General features: G+C 71.1%; 17 protein-coding genes and 1 rRNA gene. 8 read left to right on the forward strand and 10 right to left on the reverse strand.

Annotation, left to right across the window (positions count from 1 at the left end; translation table 11 throughout):
* The first annotated feature begins 92 nt into the window (after positions 1-92).
* Together ACFW3L_RS07815 and ACFW3L_RS07820 are read left to right on the forward strand one after the other, a co-directional pair.
* Positions 93-1,820 (forward strand): S49 family peptidase, encoded by a 1,728-nt coding sequence (locus ACFW3L_RS07815; RefSeq protein WP_378737570.1) that lies wholly within the window; start codon positions 93-95, stop codon positions 1,818-1,820.
* Positions 1,817-2,314 (forward strand): flavin reductase family protein, encoded by a 498-nt coding sequence (locus ACFW3L_RS07820; RefSeq protein WP_378737572.1) that lies wholly within the window; start codon positions 1,817-1,819, stop codon positions 2,312-2,314. Before ACFW3L_RS07815 ends, ACFW3L_RS07820 begins: the two co-directional genes overlap by 4 nt.
* Before the next feature lie 67 nt (positions 2,315-2,381).
* Here the strand turns inward: ACFW3L_RS07820 and ACFW3L_RS07825 are convergent, their stop codons facing one another.
* The 6 genes from ACFW3L_RS07825 to ACFW3L_RS07850 all read right to left on the reverse strand — a co-directional run bounded on the left by ACFW3L_RS07825 (position 2,382) and on the right by ACFW3L_RS07850 (position 7,670).
* Positions 2,382-3,281: an ABC transporter substrate-binding protein gene (locus ACFW3L_RS07825; protein ID WP_378737574.1), complete on the reverse strand. Its 900-nt coding sequence runs from the start codon at positions 3,279-3,281 to the stop codon at positions 2,382-2,384.
* 58 nt (positions 3,282-3,339) lie between these two features.
* A complete protein-coding gene (locus ACFW3L_RS07830) occupies positions 3,340-4,020 on the reverse strand; it encodes an ABC transporter permease (RefSeq protein ID WP_378737576.1) in 681 nt (226 codons plus the stop codon).
* Positions 4,021-4,022: 2 nt separating this feature from the next.
* Positions 4,023-4,841, reverse strand: coding sequence for an ABC transporter permease (locus ACFW3L_RS07835; RefSeq protein ID WP_378737577.1), 819 nt, complete (start codon positions 4,839-4,841; stop codon positions 4,023-4,025).
* Positions 4,838-5,953: an ATP-binding cassette domain-containing protein gene (locus tag ACFW3L_RS07840; RefSeq protein ID WP_378737579.1), complete on the reverse strand. Its 1,116-nt coding sequence runs from the start codon at positions 5,951-5,953 to the stop codon at positions 4,838-4,840. The genes ACFW3L_RS07835 and ACFW3L_RS07840 overlap by 4 nt, the downstream gene beginning before the upstream one ends.
* 240 nt (positions 5,954-6,193) lie before the next feature.
* A complete protein-coding gene (locus ACFW3L_RS07845) occupies positions 6,194-6,850 on the reverse strand; it encodes an HAD family hydrolase (protein WP_378737644.1) in 657 nt (218 codons plus the stop codon).
* 88 nt (positions 6,851-6,938) lie between these two features.
* Complete coding sequence (locus tag ACFW3L_RS07850) at positions 6,939-7,670, reverse strand: NUDIX domain-containing protein (RefSeq protein ID WP_378737581.1); 732 nt, start codon at positions 7,668-7,670, stop codon at positions 6,939-6,941.
* Positions 7,671-7,835: 165 nt separating this feature from the next.
* Between ACFW3L_RS07850 and nadA the strand changes: the two genes are divergently transcribed.
* The gene (gene nadA, locus ACFW3L_RS07855) at positions 7,836-8,834 is read left to right on the forward strand and encodes a quinolinate synthase NadA (protein WP_378737583.1); all 999 of its coding nucleotides are present in this window, start codon (positions 7,836-7,838) and stop codon (positions 8,832-8,834) included.
* Positions 8,835-8,984: 150 nt separating this feature from the next.
* Positions 8,985-10,421, forward strand: a complete 1,437-nt coding sequence (locus ACFW3L_RS07860; protein WP_378737585.1) for a sigma-70 family RNA polymerase sigma factor — start codon at positions 8,985-8,987, stop codon at positions 10,419-10,421.
* Between the two features lie 17 nt (positions 10,422-10,438).
* Here the strand turns inward: ACFW3L_RS07860 and ACFW3L_RS07865 are convergent, their stop codons facing one another.
* Positions 10,439-11,077 carry a TetR family transcriptional regulator gene (locus tag ACFW3L_RS07865; RefSeq protein ID WP_378737587.1) on the reverse strand — a complete coding sequence of 213 codons (639 nt, stop codon included), beginning with the start codon at positions 11,075-11,077 and terminating at the stop codon, positions 10,439-10,441.
* 369 nt (positions 11,078-11,446) lie between these two features.
* Here ACFW3L_RS07865 and ACFW3L_RS07870 point away from each other — a divergent pair, with 369 nt between their 5' ends.
* The 4 genes from ACFW3L_RS07870 to ACFW3L_RS07885 all read left to right on the forward strand — a co-directional run bounded on the left by ACFW3L_RS07870 (position 11,447) and on the right by ACFW3L_RS07885 (position 15,817).
* On the forward strand, positions 11,447-12,478 hold the full coding sequence (locus tag ACFW3L_RS07870; RefSeq protein WP_378737589.1) for an MBL fold metallo-hydrolase: 1,032 nt from the start codon (positions 11,447-11,449) through the stop codon (positions 12,476-12,478).
* A gap of 155 nt (positions 12,479-12,633) precedes the next feature.
* Positions 12,634-13,995 carry a glycosyltransferase family 4 protein gene (locus ACFW3L_RS07875; RefSeq protein WP_378737591.1) on the forward strand — a complete coding sequence of 454 codons (1,362 nt, stop codon included), beginning with the start codon at positions 12,634-12,636 and terminating at the stop codon, positions 13,993-13,995.
* 41 nt (positions 13,996-14,036) lie between these two features.
* Positions 14,037-14,765, forward strand: coding sequence for a class I SAM-dependent methyltransferase (locus tag ACFW3L_RS07880; protein ID WP_378737646.1), 729 nt, complete (start codon positions 14,037-14,039; stop codon positions 14,763-14,765).
* Positions 14,765-15,817, forward strand: coding sequence for a prenyltransferase (locus ACFW3L_RS07885; protein WP_378737593.1), 1,053 nt, complete (start codon positions 14,765-14,767; stop codon positions 15,815-15,817). Before ACFW3L_RS07880 ends, ACFW3L_RS07885 begins: the two co-directional genes overlap by 1 nt.
* A gap of 35 nt (positions 15,818-15,852) precedes the next feature.
* On the opposite strand, the gene ACFW3L_RS07890 is transcribed toward ACFW3L_RS07885, so the two are convergent.
* The 3 genes from ACFW3L_RS07890 to rrf form a co-directional block, all read right to left on the reverse strand.
* Positions 15,853-18,738 (reverse strand): transglycosylase domain-containing protein, encoded by a 2,886-nt coding sequence (locus ACFW3L_RS07890; protein WP_378737595.1) that lies wholly within the window; start codon positions 18,736-18,738, stop codon positions 15,853-15,855.
* 612 nt (positions 18,739-19,350) lie between these two features.
* Positions 19,351-19,983, reverse strand: a complete 633-nt coding sequence (locus ACFW3L_RS07895) for a class I SAM-dependent methyltransferase (RefSeq protein ID WP_378737597.1) — start codon at positions 19,981-19,983, stop codon at positions 19,351-19,353.
* Positions 19,984-20,131: 148 nt separating this feature from the next.
* Positions 20,132-20,218: ribosomal RNA gene (rrf, locus tag ACFW3L_RS07900) — 5S ribosomal RNA — on the reverse strand; the annotation flags it as partial.

The raw sequence follows: 20,218 nt of genomic DNA on the forward strand, positions 1-20,218 counted from the left end.
CGACCTCGTGTCTGACAGATCGGAGCACAGTCGACCATAGCGCCCTCGACACACCCTCCGCGCCGGACCACCTCCCGCACTACTCTGGGTCCATGGTGGACCTCGCGAAGATCACTGATCCCTTGTCCCTCAACCGGTTCGGCCCCCAGCCCAAGGGCCCGTTGGTCCTGGAGCTGGACCTCACGGAGGGTGTCGCCGACGAGGCGCCGGGCGACCCCCTCAGCCAGATCATGAACAGGCGCAAGCAGCACTACCTGGAGGTGCTCGAGGGCATTCGCAGAGGTGCCCGCGACCCCGAGGTGGGCGGTCTCGTCGTGCGGGTGGACGCCCGTTCCCTGGGAATCGCGAAGATCCAGGAGCTGCGCGACACCGTCGCCGACTTCCGTGCCACCGGCAAGCCCGCCGTGGCCTGGGCGGACACCTTCGGGGAGGCCGGTGACGGCAACCTGCCGTACTACCTGGCCACCGCGTTCTCCCGAGTGGTCCTGTCCCCCACCGGCCTGGTGGGGCTGAGCGGCCTGATGTCGCGCACCACGTTCCTCAAGGGCGCTCTGGACCGGCTCGACGTGAAGTTCGAGGCCGGGGCCCGGCACGAGTACAAGAACGCGATCAACCCGTACACCCAGACGCAGTACACCGACGCCCACCGCGAGGCGGCCGGACGCCTCGTCGAGTCCATGAACGACCAGATCGTCACTGCGGTCGCCAAGAGCCGCGGGCTCACCGAGGAGCGGGTCCGGGAGCTGGTCGCGACCGCGCCGATCCTCGGCCAGGAGGCGTTGGAGGCCGGGCTGGTCGACCAGCTCGCCTACCGCGACGAGGTGTACGCGGAGCTGAACGCCGAGGTGCGCGCCCGGAAGGGCGAGGACTCCCCCGAGCCCGCCCTCCAGTTCGTCACCCGCTACCACCGCAAGCACGTCCCGCCGCCCCGGCCCCGGTTCGCGGACAACGGCGACCACATCGCCCTCATCTCCGCCAACGGCGGCATCAACCTGGGCAAGAGCCGCCGCTCCCCGCTGGGCGGCACCGTGATGGGCTCGGACACCGTCTGCGCCGCCTTCCGCGCCGCCCGCCAGGACCCCCGGGTCCGGGCCGTGGTGTTCCGGGTGGACAGCCCCGGGGGTTCGGCCATCGCCTCGGACCTGATCCGCAGGGAGAGCCAGCTGACCCGTGAGGCCGGCAAGCCGGTCATCACGAGCATGGGCGACGTCGCGGGGTCGGGCGGCTACTACGTCGCGCTGGGGTCGGACGCGATCGTGGCGCAGCCCGCCACCATCACCGGATCCATCGGCGTCCTGATCGGCAAGCCGGTCCTGGGCGCACTCCGGGAGCGGTTCGGGATCACCTCCGACTCTGTGAGCGAGGGTCCGCACGCGGGCATGTTCGACACCCTGAACGGGTTCAGCGACTCCGAGTGGGAGCGCATCAACACGCTGCTGGACACCATCTACGAGGACTTCGTGGCGAAGGCCGCCGCCGCCCGGGGCCGCACCTGGGACGAGATCCACGCGGTGGCCAAGGGCCGGATCTGGACCGGCGCGGACGCCCTGGAGAACGGTCTGGTCGACGAGCTGGGCGGGGTCGAGACGGCGGTGCGGCTGGCCCGCGCCAAGGCCGGGTCCGGGGCGCTCCCGGTCCGTGTCTTCCCGCGCGCGCACCCGCTGGACCGGCTCCGTCAGCACGAGTCCAGCGAGGACGTGGCCTCCGCCGAGCCGCAGACGGTGCTGAGCGCCTGGGGGCCGCTGGAGCACCTGGCCGCCCGGTTGGGGCTGCCCGCCTCCGGTCCGCTGAGCATGCCCGGCTCGTGGGAGATCCGTTGAGCGTTCCGGGCGGCGCCTACCTGGAGGCGATGGCGCTGCTGCCGACCGGTGTGACCGTGGTGACCGTCGCGGACGGCCGCGACGACATCGGGGCGACGGTGAGTGCCCTGGTGTCGATATCCACGGATCCGCCGGTGGTGATGTTGAGCGTGGCCGGGGAGGGCTACGTTGCCGAGGTCGTGGGTGAGGTCGGCGCGTTCGCGGTGAGCGTGCTCGCCGCCGACCAGCGCGCCGTGGCGGGGCGGTTCGCCGCCGAGGGCCGCCCCAGCGCCCGGCACCTGGTGTCGGGCCTGTCCCACCACCGGGGCGCGCACACCGGGGCGATCGTGCTGGACGACTCCCTGGCGGCGCTGGAGTGCTCGGTGCGCCAGCGGGTGGAGGTCGGTGACCACACGGTGTTCTTCGCGGACGTGGTGGGCCTGCCCGAGGTGGGCGCGGAGCGGCGCGGTCCGGCGATGGTCCGCTGGGACGGCCGGTACCACTCCCTGGGGTGATTCCGCCGGGACGTGCGAGGGGCCCCGGAACCGTGATGCGGTTCCGGGGCCCCTGTCGTGCGGGCGGTCAGACCAGGCCCTGCTCCTCCAGCCACTCCTGGGCGACGTCGGCGGCGTTCTCGTTGTCGATCACGACGCGCTCGTTGAGCTGGGTGAGCTCCTCCGTGGTCAGCGCCGCGGAGACGGCGTTGAGGGCGTCACGCGCCGTGTCGTCGACCTGCTCGCCGTTGATGAGCGGCGTGATGTTCTGCGATCCGAAGAGGTTCTCCGGGTCCTCCAGGACCACGAGGTCCTCCACCGCGATCTGCGGGTCGGTCGTGAACAGGTTGGCCGCCTGGATGTCGCCGTCCTCCAGCGCCTTGGTCAGGAGGGCGACCTCCAGCGAGCGGAACTCGGAGAACTCGATCCCGTAGACCGACTCCAGTCCCACCACGCCCTGGTGGCGGGTCTCGAACTCGGGCGGTCCGCCCAGCACGAGCTGGTCGGCCACCTCGGCCAGGTCCGCGAGGCTGGCCAGGTCGTGCTCCTCGGCCACCTCTCTCGTCACGGTGACCGAGTCCTTGTTCTCCGCGCTGGAGGAGTCCAGGATCTCCAGCCCCTCCGGCAGGGCCTCCTCGACCAGGGCGTTGGTCTCCTCGGCGTCGGCGCTGGGCGCCTCGTCGTCGAGGTAGGCCAGGGTGGCGCCGTTGTACTCGGGGAAGACGGAGAGGTTGCCCGACTCGATCTGCGAGTAGTACACCTCGCGGCTGCCGATGTTGAGCTGGTAGTCGACCTCCACGCCCTCGGCCGCCATGGCCCGGCCGTACAGCTCCGCGAGCAGGGTGCTCTCGGGGAAGTCGGCCGAACCGATGACCACCGCGCCCGACGCGGCGCCTCCGCCGCCGTCCTCCTCGTAGGGGTCGCTGCCACCGCACGCGCTGAGGAGCAACACCAGGGGAAGCCCGATGAGGGCGAGCTTCTTGTGCATGTCCGAACCTTCTCTCTGGGGAGTCCTACTTGACAGGCGGTGCCCGAAGACCGCCAGGTCAGCGCGCCACCGCGGACTCGGCACGCAGTCCGGGCGCGACGAGGAACCGTCGCAGCCCGGCGAACAGGAGCGTGGTGACCACCGCGAGCGCCACCACGAGTACGGAACCGCCCAGCATCATCGTGAGGTCCTGGCGGGCCTGGCCGTCGACGATGTAGCGGCCCAACCCGCCCACTCCCACGTAGGCGGCGATGGTGGCCGTGGCCACCACCTGGACGGCGGCCGTGCGCATCCCGATCAGGATGAGCGGTGTGGCCACCGGGAGTTCGAGCTTGAACAGGACCTCGCGGCCGCGCATGCCCATGCCCAGCGCGGCGTCCCTGAGCCGGGGCTCGACGCCCCGGACGCCCTCGTGGGTGTTGACGAGGATCGGCGGGACGGCCAGGGCCACCAGGGCCGCGATGACGGGAACGAGCCCGATCCCGGCGGCCAGCACGATCAGGAAGAGCACGCCGATGGTGGGCAGGGCCCGGGCGAAGTTGGCCAGGCTCGCGGTGAGGAAGCCGCCCACGCCGGTGTGTCCGGTGAACAGGCCGATCGGGACCGCGATGGCGGTCGAGATGAGCAGGCCCAGCAGCGAGTAGTAGACGTGTTCGCCCAGCCTGGCCGGGATGCCCGCCGAGCCGCTCCACTGCGCGGGGTCCGAGAACCACGCCACGAGTTCGTTCAGGATGTCCATGGTCACTCCCCCGCCGTGGCTGGGCTCGGGTGCGCGGCGGCGCCCGTGGTCGACGGTGTGGGCACGGCGGCGGCTCGGCGCGTGCGGGCCCTGAGCCCGGAGCCCGGCCGCCCGTTGCCCCGGGTCCAGGGGGTGAGCAGGTACTGGGCGATGACCAGCAGGGCGTCGGTGACGAAGGCCAGCAGCACCACCAGCACGATGCCGACCACGATGGGCGCGTCGAACTGACGGCGGAACCCGTCGCTGAGGATGAGCTGGCCCAGTCCGCCCAGGCCCACCAGGGAGGCGACGCTGACCATGCTGATGGTGGCCACCGAGGCCACGCGCAGCCCGGCGATGATCACCGGCACCGCCACCGGCATCTCCACGGTCACCAGGCGCCGGAGCGGTCCGTAGCCGATCGCGACCGCCGCCTGGCGTACGTGGTCGGGGACCTGGCGCAGACCGTCCACCACGTTGGGCAGCAGGATCACCAGGGTGTAGAGGGACAGCGGGACGATCGCGGTCCAGTCGCTGAACCCCGTGTAGGGCAGCATGAGGAAGAACAGGGCGATGGAGGGCACCGCGTAGAGCACGTTCACGCCGGTGAGCACCGGCGGGTAGAGCCCGCGCCAGCGCGCGCAGGCCAGCCCCAGGGGCACGGCGACGGCCAGCCCGATGAGGATGGACAGGTAGGCGAGGCGCATGTGCTCCAGGAGCCGGGGCAGGATCCCCCGGTCGGGTTCGCCCGGGTAGCTCCAGTTGGTCACGCCCCAGTCGGTGACCCGGACGGCCCACTCCCAGGCACCCACGGCCCAGTTCCCGCCGTCGGCGGCGATCACTCGGACACCGACCAGATCGCGGCGCCCAGGTCGTCCTGGGAGACCACTCCGACGACGCGGCCCTCGTCGTCCACGCCGACGGCCCGTCCCGCCGGGGAGAGCACTGCGGCGTCCAGGGCGGCGCGCAGGGAGTCGGCGCCCACATCGAAGGTGTGGCCGAAGGGGGCCAGCTCCAGTGAGCCGAGCGGCACACCGGTGGGGGCCCGGTCGAGCTGCGCGGCGCTGACCCACCCCCGGGGCATGCGGTCGGCGTCCACCACGAGCGCCCACGGTTCGCCGTCCCCGGTGACGACGTCCTTGGCGCGTTCGACCCGGTCCTCGTCGTCGAAGACCACGTCCTCACGCGGGGAGAGCGCGCTGGCGGGGAAGAAGGAGAGGCGGCGCACTCCCCGGTCGTAGCCGATGAACGACTCCACGAACGCGTCCACGGGTTCGGCGAGCAGCCGTTTCGGGGTGTCGTACTGGGCGAGTTCGCCGCCGGGCCGGAAGACCGCGATCCGGTCGCCGAGGCGTACCGCCTCGTCGATGTCGTGGGTGACGAACACGATGGTCTTGTGCAGCTCCTGCTGGAGGCGGATCAGCTCGTCCTGGAGGCTGGTGCGCACGACCGGGTCGACGGCGCTGAAGGGCTCGTCCATGAGCAGGATCGGCGGGTCGGCGGCGAGGGCGCGGGCGACGCCGACCCTCTGCTGCTGTCCACCCGAGAGCTGGTGGGGGTAGCGCCTGGCCTGGGCGGGTTCGAGGCCGACCAGTTCCATGAGTTCGGCCGCTCGCGCGCGTGCCTTGGAGCGTCGCCATCCGAGGAGCAGAGGCACCGTGGCGATGTTGTCCAGGACGGTGCGGTGCGGGAAGAGTCCCGCCTGCTGGATGACGTAGCCGATGGAGCGGCGCAGCTGGGCCGGGTCCTGCTCGCGGATGTCGGCGCCGTCGACGCGGATGGTTCCGGCGGTGGGCTCGACCATGCGGTTGATCATCCGCAGTGAGGTGGTCTTGCCGCTGCCGGAGGGGCCGACGAAGACCGTGGTCCCGCCGGACTCCACTGTCAGGTCCAGACTGGCGACGGCGACGGTGCCGTCCGGATAGGTCTTGGCGGCGCCCTCGAATGTGATCATCGCGGGGTCGTCTCCGTTCGGGGGCCTGTGGGATTTCCGCGGGGGAGCCACGCGGATACGCGGCCTTCCCCTGGGCCCGGGGTTCAAACGGGTGGAAGCGGACACCGTGACCGGACCGCGACCCCGGTCCGTCCCTGGGCGTGCCGGGAAGAGTACCCCAGGCCGGGAGGTTACGGACACGACGACACGCCGCCCCACTCGAACAGGAGTATGATCCCGCGCGCTTCGCTCCGGTCGAGCTCAGCCCCGGGCGGCGATCCAGTCGGTGAGCTGGTGAAGGTCGTCCACGATCACGTCGGCCCGCCGGGCGTCGGGGGTGGCGGCGTGCCGGTACCCGTAGATGCCCCGGCGCAGCAGGGCGGTGCCCATCCCGGCGCGGCGGGCGGGGAGGACGTCGTTGTCGACGCGGTCACCGACGTAGAGGATCTCCTCGGCGGTGACGCCCGGACGGCCGCGGTCGGCCAGCTCCAGGACGCGGTCGAAGAACTCCGGCTGCGGTTTCTGGGTGCCCCACACGTCGGAGATGCCGATGCCGTCGACGCCCAGGCCCATGGCGTCCAGGGTGGGTCCGGCCTCGGGAGGCTGGTTGCCCGCGATGACCAGGGACAGCCCGGCCTGGTTCATGGCCTTGAAGGCGGGGCGGACGTCCGGGTAGAGGTCGCGCTCGTCGAAGTGCTCACGGACGCCCTCCGGGTCCTCGGCCCGCCAACGGGCGCTCTCGGCCTCCAGGTCGAACCCGGGCACGAGCAGCCGGAAACCGTCGGTGAGCGTGCCGCCGGAGCCGATCACCGCGCCGATGGTGCCGAAGAACGCCATGTGCGGGATGGCGAACCGGTCCGCCCAGCGCGCGAAGATCCGCGTCTCGTCGATGAGCGTCTCGCCGACGTCGAACACCACAGTACGAATTGCCACGGTTAGGGAGTGTACAAGGCGTGTACCGGCGCGGACCCGGCCCGCCACCGCTCGGGCCCGCGCCGTGGCGGGTTCAGGCGCCCGGCGGGCGCAGCACGGCGAAGGCGTCGGTGACCTCCAGTTCCCGCGCGCGGAAGCGGAAGAGGGCGGCGGGTCGTCCACCGGAGCGACCGGAGGGCACGGAGCGGCCGGTCTCCTCGATCTGCCCGCGCCGCAGGAGGACCCGGCGCAGGTTGGTGGCGGCCACGTCGTGCCCGAGGGCGGCCCGGTAGTGGGCCGACAGCTCCGACATCGTGAACTCCGGCGGGGCCAGGGCGAAGCCCAGGTTGGTGTAGCTCAGTTTGGAGCGCAGCCGTCGGCGGCCGGAGCGGACGATGGAGGCGTGGTCGAAGGCCATCGGCGGCAGGTCGGCGGCGGGGTGCCAGCCGGTGTCGGCCGGAACCACGGGGTCGATGTGCGCCGGGACCAGACCCAGGTAGGCGGTGGCCAGGGTGCGGCGCTGGGGGTCGCGGTGGGGGTCGCTGCGGGTCTCCAGCTGCTCCATGTGGCTGACGTCGCGGACGTCGACCTTCTGGGCGAGCTGTCGGCGGATCGAGGCGCCCAGGCTCTCGTCGGCGCCGAGCCGACCACCGGGCAGCGCCCACTCGCCCTCGCAGGGCGGCAGGGCGCGCCGCCACAACAGGACGCACAGTTCTCCCGCGCGGATCTGGAGGACGACCGCGATCGCCTCGTGCGCCGAGAGCACCGCCGCCCCTCCCCTCCGATCGGGGTCGGCCGTCGCGGTCGGGCCCGCGTCGGCCACCATGGCCTGTCCGTTTGCTTCCGGGATATCCACCCTGTCCCTTCCGTTCCACGCCATGTTAAGCTTCACCAGGTTTGTGCCTGACAGACAAAAACTAGGTCTCCGCACGCATCTCCCCTGGCACGGCGCCCGCACGGCGTGCCCACAGCCCCAAGGAAGTAGTAGGACATGGCATCGGTCACCGCGACGGCGGACACCATGACCAGGCAGGAGTGGGCCACCGAGGTCCGCCGCCTGGCAGAGGAGCGCGACGCTGTCATCCTCGCGCACAACTACCAGCGCCCGGAAATCCAGGACGTCGCCCACCACACCGGCGACTCCCTGGCACTGTCCCGGCTCGCCGCGAGCGTGGACGCCAGCACCATCGTCTTCTGCGGCGTGCACTTCATGGCCGAGACCGCCAAGATCCTCGCGCCGGAGAAGACCATTCTGCTCCCCGACCCCAACGCCGGGTGCTCGTTGGCGGACACGATCACCGCCGAGGACGTGCGCGCGTGGAAGGCCCAGCACCCCGGCGCGGTCGTGGTCGCCTACGTCAACACCACGGCGGCGGTCAAGGCCGAGACCGACATCTGCTGCACCTCGTCCAACGCCGCCGACGTCATCCGGTCCATCCCCGAGGACCGGGAGATCCTGTTCCTCCCGGACCAGTTCCTCGGCGCCCACGTCAAGCGGGTCACCGGCCGCGAGAACATCCACGTCTGGATGGGCGAGTGCCACGTGCACGCCGGGATCGACGGCCACACCCTGCGTGAGCGGGTCGCCTCCGAGCCCGACGCCGAGGTGTACGTCCACCCCGAGTGCGGCTGCGCCACCTCGGCCCTCTACCTCGTGGGCAGCGGAGCGGTCCCCGAGGAGCGGGTGAAGGTCCTCTCCACCGGCGGGATGCTGAGCGCCGCGGAGAACACCACGGCCAAGAAGGTGCTGATCGCCACCGAGACCGGCATGCTGCACCAGCTGCGCAACGCCAACTCCACCACGGAGTTCGAGGCGGTCAACTCGCGCGCCGAGTGCCACTACATGAAGATGATCGACGCCGACAAGCTGCTGAACTCGCTCCGCCACGGCACCACCGAGATCCTGGTGGACCCCGGGACCGCCGAGCGGGCCCGCCGCTCCGTGGAGCGGATGGTCGCCATCGGACAGCCCTCACGGGGCGGCGAGTAGCCGACGCGTCGTGCGCGGAGACGCGCGTGCGAGTGGCGCCGCACGCGCGTGGTCGGTAACAGAAGTCTCACCTTCCAGCCACAGCTGAATCATTCGCCCACACCAGACGCCTCCCCTCGCTAGCGTCACCTCAGGAGCGGGGGGAGAATCGTGACCAGAGGTAACGAAACAGGCGTACCGGAGGCGGAGACCGTCGAGGCGCTGTACGACGCGTTCGCGCAGCCGCTCTTCTGGTACGCGTGGTCCCTGTTGGGCGACCCCGACCAGTACACCGACGACGGAGACCGGCCGGACGAGGACCCGGTCACCGACGCCGTCCACGAGGCCTTCGTCGCGGGGATCGGGCTGGAGTCCAGGCTCACCGACCCCGCCGACCGGGGCCCCTGGCTCTTCGCCCTCGTCCGCACCGCCTGCCAGCAGCGCGGTTTCGCGCCCACCTGCCCCTACACCCGGCTGGCCACCGTGCCCGACGAGGCCCCGGTCGCGCGCATGTTCTCCCGCCTGCCGGCGAGCCACCGGGAACTGGTCGAGCTCAACCTGCGCCACGCGCTGTCCACCTCGGCCGTCTCCCGGGTCCTGGGACTGGAACCGAGGATCTGCGGCGAACTGTCCCGGTCCGCGATCCGCCGCGCGGCGGAGGGGCTGGAGGAGCTCCCCGCGCCCGAACCCGACGAGGACACCCCGAGCGGCACCTGGCGGACCCAGGTGCACCAGGTCTCCTCGGCGCTGGCGCTGCTGCGCCCCCCGGGCGCCCCGCCCGGTCTGCGCGACCGGGTCGTGCACACCTGTACCTCACCCGACGCCGCCGAGGAGCGATCCCGGATCACCTCGGCGATGCAGCCGCTCGCCACGGACGGCTACCCGGTCCACCGCGCGCGCCCGCTGGGCGCGACGGTGGTCGAGGACCCCGAGGAGGTCGGGCCCGTCGAGGTCCCGCTCCCCCGTGCCCTGCCCCGCGACCTGCTGACCACCGCCGACCACCCCGTACGCGACGACGCGCGCTCCCCGCTGCCCTCGCCTGACCACGACCCGCTCGACGAGGTCACCGACACCGGGCGCCGACGCTGGCCGCTGCCCGCGATCTCGGGCCTGGCCACCGTGGCGGTGGCGGTGGGGCTGTGGTGGTGGGCCAGTTCGGTGGGCGGCCCCACCACCGTGATCGACTCCGGCCCGGTCCTGCCGGGGCAGCGTCCGGGCCTGTCCGAGGCGGAGGCGGCCTCCACCGCCTCCGACGGCAAGCCGGGGTCAGAGCCGACCTCGGTCACGGTCACCGGGGACGCGGACGCCGAGAGCCCCGGGGCGGACGTGTCGGGGAGAGACGACCCCAGCACCGGCCCGAGCGGGTCGACGGAGGAGGAGCGTGAGGAGGCGCCCGAACGCGGCGACGCCCCCGAGGTCCCGGAGGAGGCACCCGGCGCACCCGGCCCCCCGGCCCAGGAACCCGACCCCGGAGAGGACACGGACGAGGAGGAGCCACCCGGAGACGGGGGCGGAGCTCCGGGGAACGGTTCCCCCGGCCTGCTCGGCGACCTGCTGGGGCTGCTGTTCGGCAGCGGCCAGAGTGAGGCGGACCAACCGACCGACTAGCCCGTTCGCCCCGCCCCCTAGAAGGAGGAGAGGAGTCGGCTGGCAGCGGTCTGGAGCCGCCCCTCGACCTCCTCGATGTCGCGGCGGCCCTTGAGGATCTCCACGAGCTCGAAGATCCAGACGCTGGTGAGCGCGCCGACCAGGACGTACCCGGTGCTGTCGCGGTCCACCTCGACGCCGGAGGCCGCCTCGTCACCCCGGGGCTCGTCGGCGGTGGGGGCGCCCTCCAGGTTGCCGGTGGCCACCCGCCACACCAGGTCGCTGATGCGCACGTCGAGCTCGATCTTGACCTCGGCCATGATCAGGGACCGCACCAGGGCGTCGGCCAGCTCGGGCTCGCGCATGAGGCCGCGCGTGGCGCGGAGGAGGACGTCGACCGCCCGCCCGGAGGGGCTGTCCGCGGTGGGCGGCCGGCGGACGATGCCGCCTTCCAGGAGGTCGAGCTCCTCGGTGACCACGGCCACGACCAGGTCCATCTTGGAGGGGAAGTAGCGGTAGAGCGTGCCGAGGGCGACCCCCGCGCGTTCGGCGACCGAACGCATCTGCATCGCCTCCACGCCGCCGCGCACGGCCAGGGCGGCCGCGGTCTGGACGATGCGCCGACGACGTTGGGTCTGAGTCCGTGTCATCGTTCCGATCGGTGCCTGCACCGCCACAGGGTCTCTCCCATTCGTCTTCGGTCCGCACGTCGCCGTCGCGCGACGGCGCCGAGGTCGGCCGCGCCGGGTGGACTCCCCGCCCGACAACCCGGCTCACGAGAACACGTTATCCAACGAATTCCCTTGATCACAGCGCCGGGAACCCATGATCCTCGCCTCATTCCCCGACGTGGCAGAGGCAATACGAGGGCTTGACGGCAACTTTCAGGAAGGCGCCCCGACCTTTGTAGAATATGTTCTATTTTGTCGGGCCGAAAAGCTCCGGACCGAGACCGGCCACGGGAGGCACCCGCCGCCCGCACACTCCGAGGACCCCTTCCCTAGAATCGAACCAGATTCGGTTTCCAGTGGAGAGGTCGGGCCAGGATGCGCGAGGTTCCCCCAGTAGAGGACCTGGGCGAGGGGTTGTGGAGCATCCCCGTGCCGGTCCCCCACAACCCCATCGGGTTCACCTACGTCTACGCGCTCGAATCCCCCGGCGGCCCCGTCCTCGTCGACACCGGCTGGAACCACGACGACTCCTGGGACGCCCTGGTCGACGGCCTCCGACAGGCGGGACACCGGGTGGACGAGGTCCGGGGCGCCGTCGTCACCCACTTCCACGCCGACCACTCCGGGCTCACCGGCCGCCTGCGCGAGGCCTCCGGCGCCTGGATCGCCATGCACCCCGCCGACGCCGAGGTCCTGCGCCGCCAGGAGGGGCGCACCGACGACGAACGCGCCGCCTCCGTGATCGAGCAGATGGTCCGCGCGGGCTTCCCCGAACAGGACGTCGAGGCCTTCCGCGCCTCCCCCACCGTCTTCCGACCGCCCGCGCCGCCCGACGCCTCGCTCGGCGACGGCCAGCGCGTCGACCTCCCCGGCCTGGAGCTGCGCGCCGTGTGGACACCCGGCCACACCCCCGGGCACCTGTGCCTGCACCTGGCCGGACGCGACCTCCTCTTCACCGGCGACCACGTCCTGCCGCGCATCACCCCGCACGTGGGCCAGTTCCCACTGGACTCCGCCGAGGGCGACCCCCTCGGTGACTTCCTCGCCTCCCAGAACCGGATCGGGCGCCTGCCCGGCGCCGACCGGCTCCTATGTCTTCCCTCACACGAGACGCGCTTCTCCGGGTTGGCCGAGCGCGCCCGGGAGATCGTCGACCACCACGAGGAGCGGCTGGAGCTCATGGTGCGACTGGTCGGGCAGGGCCCCACCACCCTGTGGGAGCTCACGTCACGACTGGAGTGGCGGCGCTCCTGGGCGGACATGCGCCCCCTGGCCCGGCACATGGCCGCCTCCGAGACCGCCGCGCACCTCCGCCTGCTGGAGGAGCGCGGCCTCGTGGCCCGTGAGGGCCCGGCGCACCGCCCGCGCTGGGCCAGCGTCATCCCGGGGACCACGCCCCGAATATGATCCCCTGTACCTGATGCCCGGCGCCGGCCCCGAGTGAACTCGCGAGTAACATATGGGGGCGCGCAGCATCCCAGCAGCCGCCCGCAGAGGCTCCGGCCAGGGCCGGGACACCAACGGTGGCGACCGGGCACGCGATCCAACGAAGAGGTGGACTCTTGACCCAGTCGGGCACCAGCACGGGACCGACCCCACGGCCCTCCGGCGACCGCCCCCTGCGCGTCGCCCTCCTGTCGTACCGGAGCAAGCAGCACGTGGGCGGGCAGGGAGTCTACGTCCGCCACCTCTCACGTGAACTGGCCGCCCTCGGTCACGAGGTCACCGTCCTCTCCGGGCAGCCCTACCCCGTCCTCGACGAGGGCGTCACCCTGGAGAAGGTCCCCTCCCTCGACCTCTACAACGACGCCAACCCGTTCGTCGCGCCACCCGTGCGCGAGTGGCGGGACTGGATCGACGTCCTGGAGGTCGCCACCATGTGGACCGCCGGATTCCCCGAACCCCTCACCTACTCCCTGCGCGCCAACCGCGAGCTCCGCCGACGGCTCGGGGAGTTCGACGTCGTCCACGACAACCAGACCCTCGGCTGGGGCCTGCTCGGCATCAGGTCAGCCGGACTGCCGCTGGTCACCACCATCCACCACCCCATCAGCGTGGACCGCCGGATCGAGATCGAGGAGGCCCGGGGCCTCCAGAAGCTCTCCAAGCGCCGGTGGTACGGATTCGTGAGGATGCAGGCCAGGGTGGCCCGCCGCCTCGACCCGATCCTGGTCCCGTCCCGGTCCTCGGCGGACGACATCGCCCGCGAGTTCGGCGTCGACCCGGCCACCATGGAGGTCACCCCGCTCGGCGTGGACACCCGGTACTTCCACCCGCGACCCGACGTGGAACGCGTCCCCGGCCGCATCGTCTGTACCGCCAGCGCCGACAGCCCCCTCAAGGGGGTCGGCGTGCTCCTGCGCGCCGCCGCCAAGCTCGCCACCGAGCGCGACGTCAGCCTGCGGATCGTCAGCAAGCCGAAGCCCGGCGGCCCCACCGACCAGCTCGTCGACGAACTCGGCCTGCGCGACCGGGTGGAGTTCGTCAGCGGCATCGACGACCAGGAGCTCGGAGAGCTCGTCTCCAGCGCCGAGGTGGCGGTCGTCCCCTCCTTCTACGAGGGCTTCTCCCTGCCCGCCGTGGAGGCCATGGCCTGCGGTACCCCCCTCGTCGCCAGTCACGCGGGCGCCCTGCCCGAGGTCGTGGGCACCGACGGTGACGCCGGCCGACTCATCCCCCCGGGCGACCCCGAGCTCCTGGCCGCCGAACTCGCCTCCCTGTTCGACGACGCCGCCGAACGCGAGCGCATGGGCGCAGCCGCCTGGCGCCGGGTCCAGGAACGCTTCACCTGGAAGGCCGTGGCCGAACTGACCGCCCAGCGCTACGCCACCACCATCGACGCCGTCAAGGGGACCAGCGCCGGTACCGGAGACGACGACACCCGGCCCGCACCCGCGCGGGCCGCCCGCGCGAACGGCGCCTGACCCCACGCACGACCCGCAGCACCGTCCCTAGGGAGCCTCCACTGATCACCGTCGACTTCAACCTGTTCCCCGTCGGCCCGGGCCACCGCGTCCTCGACCTCGGCTGCGGCGGCGGCCGCCACGCCTTCGAGATCTACCGCCGTGGCGCCGACGTGGTCGCCTTCGACCAGAACGTGAGCGACCTCGCCGACGTCGAGACCATGTTCGCGGCCATGGCCCACGAGGGTGAGGCCCCCTCCTCCGCCAAGGCCGAGACCGTCAAGGGCGACGCCCTCGACATGCCCTTCGACGACGACAGCTTCGACCGCGTCGTGGCCGCCGAGATCTTCGAGCACCTGCCGCACGACACCGCCGCCATGAAGGAGCTGTACCGGGTCCTCAGGCCCGGCGGCATCGCGGCTGTCACCGTGCCCAGCTTCCTGCCCGAGCGCATCTGCTGGGCCCTCTCGGAGGAGTACCACACCAACGAGGGCGGCCACATCCGCATCTACACCCGCGCCGAGCTGGAGGCCAAGCTCAAGGCCACCGGCTTCGAGATCGGCCCGCACCACCACGCGCACGCCCTGCACGCCCCGTACTGGTGGATCAAGTGCGCCGTGGGCACCGACAACAACGACCACCCCGCCGCCAAGGCCTACCACGACCTCCTGGTCTGGGACATGCTCCAGGCCCCCAAGGTCACCCGCGTGGCCGAGCGCCTCCTCAACCCGGTCATCGGCAAGAGCGTCATCGTGTACGTGCGCAAGCCGCACACCGACGCGGCCGCCTGATGGCCCCCGTACCGTCCGACCCCGGTGCCCTGCGCCTGCCCGGAGTCCTCAGCGCCGAACAGCTGTACCGGTCCGCCGACTACCTCGCCCGCTCCCAGGAGGGCGACGGGGTGATCCCGTGGTTCCCGGGCGGCCACGCCGACGTGTGGGACCACGTGGAGTGCGCCATGGCGCTGACCGTCACCGGTGTGCTCGTCCCCGAGCACGCCGAGGCGGCCCGCCGCGCCTACCTGTGGCTGGACGGGAGCCGCCACCCCGACGGCGGCTGGTACGCGAAGTACCGCCAGGGCGGTCCCGTGACCGCCCTGCGCGAGGCCAACCACGCCGCCTACCCGGCGGTGGGACTCCTCCACCACCTGCTGACCACGGGAGACGCGTCCTTCGCTGAGCGGATGTGGCCCGTGGTGGAGAGCGGGCTGGAGTTCGTCCTGGGTCTGCGCGGCGAGCACGGGGAGATCCTGTGGGCCCGTTCCGAGGACGGGTCCCCCGGCGACCACGCGCTGCTCACCGTGTGCGCGAGCGTGCACCACGCCCTGCGCTGCGGGGCCGCCCTGGGGGCGCGGTTGGGCCGCGAACGGCCGGAGTGGTCCAAGGCTGCCGACCGGTTGGCCGAGCTCATCATCCACGACGAGGGCCTGTTCTCGGACCGCTCCCGGTTCTCGATGGACTGGTTCTACCCGATCCTCGGCGGCGTGCTGCGGGACGAGGCCGCCAAGGAGCGGATCGCGGAGCGCTGGGACACCTTCGTCATGCCCGGTCTGGGCGTGCGCTGCGTGAGCGACCAGCCCTGGGTGACGGCGGCGGAGTCCTCCGAACTGGTCATGGCGCTGGCCGCGATGGGCGAGGTCGACACGGGCGTGCGCGTCCTGCGGGACGTCCAGCACCTGCGCGACGCCGACGACGGCGTGTACTGGACCGGCTACCAGTTCGCGGAACAGGTCCGCTGGCCGGTGGAGCGCAGCACCTGGACCTCGGCGGCGGTGATCCTGGCGGTGGACGCGCTCACCCGCACCACACCGGGTTCACAGGTCTTCCTGCACACCGGGGCCTGAACACACGAGGAGGGCCCCGCGGGGCCCTCCTTCGTTTACTGGCCGTTCTCCTCGCCCCGGCCCGGCGGAATCCCGGGATTCCCCGGCTCCTCCGGTTCATCCGGCCCCTCCGGGTTCTCCGGGAAGGTCGGGACCTCCGGGACCTCCGGCTCGGGGTCGGTCGGCACCTCGGGCGTCTCCGGGACCTCCGGGACCTCCGGCTCGCCGCCCTCAGGCGCCTCCGGCTGCTGCGGCTCCTGGGTCGCCGGTTCGGGCGCCCAGTTCTCCGTGGTGCCACCGAACTCGGGCCCGGGGAACGAGGCGCGCTCGTACCCCTCCATGGCGCGGTTCATGTACGACTTCCACATCTGGGCGGGCAGGCCGCCACCGGAGATGTTGTGCCCCGGGATCTGGAAGCTCTCGTTGTTCCCGCTGTAGACGCCGACCGCCGTGGACAGCTGCGGGGTGTACCCGACGAACCAGGCCGCCACGCTGCCGTTGGTGGTACCGGTCTTGCCCGCCACCGGGTGGTCCCAGAGCTGCGCGGCGGTACCGGTTCCGGAACTGACCGCCTGCTCCAGGGCGTAGGTGACGTCGGAGGCGGTCGAGGCCTCCAGGGCCTTCTTGCCCTCGATCTCCGGCCGCTCGTTGTCACCCTCCTGGTTGACGATCTCCTTGATGACGTGCGCCTCCATGTGCACGCCACCGTTGGCGAAGGTCGCGTAGCCGCTCGCCTGGTCGACCGAGCGGACGCTCGTCGCGCCCAGCGGCATGACCGGCACCAGCTGGTTGTCGTCGATGCTCCCGTCCGGCAGGCCCACGTCGTAGGCGGTCTGCCTGACCTCCTCGAATCCGACCTCCTGGGCCAGCTCCACGAAACCGAGGTTGTTGGACACCGTGGTGGCCTGGGTGAGCGTCATGACACCACCGGAGGCGTTGTTCGCGTTCTGCACGCGGGAGCCGTGGATGTCCCTCGGCCCGCGACCGTCCACCGTGGAGTTGAGGCCGTAGCCCTGTTCCAACGCCGTGGCCAGCACGTAGGGCTTGAACGCGGAACCCGCCTGCGCGGCGCCCAGGAACGAGCTGTCGTACTGGTTGAGGTGGTAGTCGTGCCCGCCGTAGAAGGCCAGCACCTCGCCGGTCTTCGGGTCGATGGTGGTCAGGCCGATGTTGACGCCCTCGGGAAGGCTGTCCGGGGCGACCATCTCCTCCACCGACTCGTAGGCGGCGTCCATCATGTCCTTGTCGAAGGTGGTGACGATCTTGAAGCCCTGGCGGTTGATGTGGTCCTCGCTGTAACCGAGGTCCGACAGCTCGCTCATGGCCTCCTGGAGCATGTACCCGCGGTAGCCGCTGAGGTCCTCCGTGGTCTTCTCCGGCTCGGGCGCCGGGAACTCCATGGCGTCCGCCTCGGCCTGGGTGATCGCTCCGGTGGTGACCATGCCGTTGACCACGTACTGCCAGCGGTTCTCCATGTCGGGCGTGGTCTCCACGTCCGCCTGGCCGAACCGGGTCGGCTGCTGGATCGCGGCGGCCAGGAAGGCCGCCTCCTCGGCGGTGAGCTCGTCGACGTCCTTGTGGTAGTACGCCTGCGAGGCCGCCTGGACGCCGTAGGAGGTGCGACCGAAGTAGATGGTGTTGAGGTACTGCTCCATCACCCACTCCTTGTCCTCGCTCCGGTCCACCTTGATGGAGATGATGATCTCCTGGACCTTGCGGGACACGGTCTGTTCCAGGGAGACGCCCTCGTAGTAGTTGCGCACCATCTGCTGGGTGACGGTCGAACCGCCCTGCACCTGCTCACCCGTGATGGTGGACCACACCGCGCGCATGGTGCCGCTGATCGAGACACCCGGCTCGGTCCAGAAACCACGGTCCTCGGCGGAGATGACCGCCTCGACGACGTGGTCGCCGCCAGCCGTCATCTCCTCGTAGCTGATGACGTCACGGTCGGTGCCCCGGTAGGCGAACTCGGTCTCGCCGTCCGCGAAGTAGAAGGTCGAACCCTGCTCCACCGCGTCGGCCTTGGCCGCGTCCGGGACCTCGACGGTCACGTAGAAGAACGTGAAGACGCCGCAGGCCAGGATGAGCCCCAGACCGGTCACGGCGAGGAAGCCCAGCAGAATGCGCAGCCAGAGCGGCTTCTTGGCCTTCTTCTTCTTGTTCTTCCCGGACCCGTCACCCGGACCCTCGGCGCTGTCGGTCGGGCCACCGGGACCGCCCGGGGTCCCGGCACCGCCGGCACCAGCTCCGGCGGCACCAGCTCCGGCGGCCGCACCGCTCTCCGCGCCACCGGGGGTGGCGGAGGACCCCTCGGACGCGGGCTGGTCCGACACGTAGTCGGACAGCCGTCGGGGCGTCGGCCACAGGGCGGCGTCATCCGCCGGGTCGCCTGGGGCGGCGCCCTCAGCGGGAGGGCTCGCGGAGGAGGCGCTCTCAGCCGACGTGCTTCCGCTGCCGTCCCCCGCGTTGGCGTCCTTCTCCGGCGGCGGGGCGGCGAAGGCCACCGCTCCCGCGGCGGGCGCGGGCATGGCCTCGGTACGCGCCTCGTCGGCCTCCGTGTCCGTGTCGGTCCGCGTCCCCGAGCCCTCCTCCGGCTCGGACGCGGGCCCGGTTCCGGTGGCGGCCGAGGCCACCACCGGCGGGTCCGCGGGGTCCTCGGACCCCGCGGTCTCCACGGTTCCCAGAACCGGGATCTGCTCGGTTCGGCTCTCCTCCGGCTCGGCGTCCTCGGTGGCCGCCGTGCTCGCGGAGTCCTCGTCACGCTCCCCCGCTGAACCGCTGACCGGCGTCTCGACGCCAGGAGAGGCGTCGGAGGGAGACTCCTCGGCGTCCCGTTCGGCGTCCGGCGTCTGCGTGCTCTCCGACTCGTCGCCGGAAGCCCCAGCCGCCCCGGTGGTGTCCGACCCCTCGGCGTCGAATCCCTGTTCAGCGAGGGTCATGGCCACGCGGTCACGAAGGAACGTGCCGCTCGTCTTGAATGCGATGGGTCCCGCGACGAACTCCGGCTCGGGCTGGCCGTTGGGCTCCGTACCCGATTCCGGAGTCTCCCCCGCGGATTGATCCTCACCACTGGTGGGTAGATCATCACCCTGGGGGGTCGCAGGACTGGACAGCTCCTCAGCAGAGGTGTCGTTCGTCTCCGGCGTGTTCGAATCGGGACGCTGTCCGTCCGTCCCGTCATCGCCGTGTGTGCTCTTGCTCAGCTCCCCGCCCCCAAGGCAAATCACGTCCGGCACCGTGCCGTCCTGGTGTTTGACGCGCGAGTGCCCCTGATCGGTTCAGTTCGATTCAGGGCTGAAGCGGTATTTCGGGGAATATCACCATCATCGCTCCACCCTCGAAGCCACGATACCCGCACGTAACCGTGTCAAGGTCGAATCCGTAACCGCACGGTCACTTCTTACCGAAGGCTTACCCTCGTCAGGCGTGTCCATGTCCGGATGTTGGCTCACTCACTTTCCTCAACCAATATTGCCATACTCAGGAACAATCACGGAGCGTACGCATTCGACTCCAAGGGCCTCCGTCACAAATGACGGGTCGGTCCCGCCTCAGGAGACGCGCTCCAGGACCCGCATGGAGCCCACGACGCGCACCTCGCGGAACAGTCCGGAGTCCAGCGCCCGACAGTAGATGTTGTAGGGCGGCCGCCCCCCGTCCTCGGGGTTCGGGAAGACGTCGTGGATCACCAGCGCCCCGCCCCTGGCCACGTGCGGCGACCAGCCCTCGTAGTCGTTCTGGGCGGCGGTCTCGCTGTGCCCGCCGTCGATGAAGAGCATGCCCAGCTCCGTCCCCCAGACCGCGGCGACGTCGACGGAGGCCCCGGTGATCGCGATGACCTCGTCGTCCAGGCCCGCCTTCGTGATCGTGTGCCGGAAGTGCGGAAGGGTGTCGAACTTCCCGGTGACCGGGTCGATCAGGGAGCTGTCGTGGTACTCCCAGCCCTCCTGGTGCTCCTCCGAGCCCCGGTGGTGGTCCACGGTGATGACCTTCGCCCCACCCACACGGGCGGCGGCACCAAGGAACACGGTGGACTTGCCGCAGTAGGTTCCGATCTCCACGACGGGGCCGCGATCCGCGTACTCCAGGGCGGTCTCGAAGAGAGCCATCCCCTCGTCAGTGGGCATGAAACCGGTCGCCGCCTCAGCGGCCGCCAGCAGGTCCTCGGGGATTGTCTTCGTCATACGGAAATCCTCCCATCGCGGGAAGTCGCACCGGCCAGCACCCCGGCGGAATGGACGCCGAACAACCAATTCACAAACGCACAAACCCAGACAACAAAAAAGGAGGAGAGCCCGCCCCGAAAGACGAACCCTCCCCCTCAAAGAAAAACCGTGGCGGCGACCTACTCTCCCACCCCATCACAGGGCAGTACCATCAGCGCAAGGAGACTTAACGACCGGGTTCGGAATGAGACCG

It is taken from the genome of Nocardiopsis sp. NPDC058789 (assembly GCF_042745575.1).
Lineage (GTDB): Bacteria > Actinomycetota > Actinomycetes > Streptosporangiales > Streptosporangiaceae > Nocardiopsis > Nocardiopsis eucommiae.

Bases quoted from the DNA above. Each gene is read 5' to 3' on its own strand.
- ACFW3L_RS07815 (WP_378737570.1), top strand. From the start codon at position 93: ATGGTGGACCTCGCGAAGATCACTGATCCCTTGTCCCTCAACCGGTTC.
- ACFW3L_RS07825 (WP_378737574.1), bottom strand. From the start codon at position 3,281: ATGCACAAGAAGCTCGCCCTCATCGGGCTTCCCCTGGTGTTGCTCCTC.
- ACFW3L_RS07830 (WP_378737576.1), bottom strand. From the start codon at position 4,020: ATGGACATCCTGAACGAACTCGTGGCGTGGTTCTCGGACCCCGCGCAG.
- ACFW3L_RS07840 (WP_378737579.1), bottom strand. From the start codon at position 5,953: ATGATCACATTCGAGGGCGCCGCCAAGACCTATCCGGACGGCACCGTC.
- ACFW3L_RS07850 (WP_378737581.1), bottom strand. From the start codon at position 7,670: ATGGTGGCCGACGCGGGCCCGACCGCGACGGCCGACCCCGATCGGAGG.
- nadA (WP_378737583.1), top strand. From the start codon at position 7,836: ATGGCATCGGTCACCGCGACGGCGGACACCATGACCAGGCAGGAGTGG.
- ACFW3L_RS07870 (WP_378737589.1), top strand. From the start codon at position 11,447: ATGCGCGAGGTTCCCCCAGTAGAGGACCTGGGCGAGGGGTTGTGGAGC.
- ACFW3L_RS07885 (WP_378737593.1), top strand. From the start codon at position 14,765: ATGGCCCCCGTACCGTCCGACCCCGGTGCCCTGCGCCTGCCCGGAGTC.
- ACFW3L_RS07890 (WP_378737595.1), bottom strand. From the start codon at position 18,738: ATGACCCTCGCTGAACAGGGATTCGACGCCGAGGGGTCGGACACCACC.
- ACFW3L_RS07895 (WP_378737597.1), bottom strand. From the start codon at position 19,983: ATGACGAAGACAATCCCCGAGGACCTGCTGGCGGCCGCTGAGGCGGCG.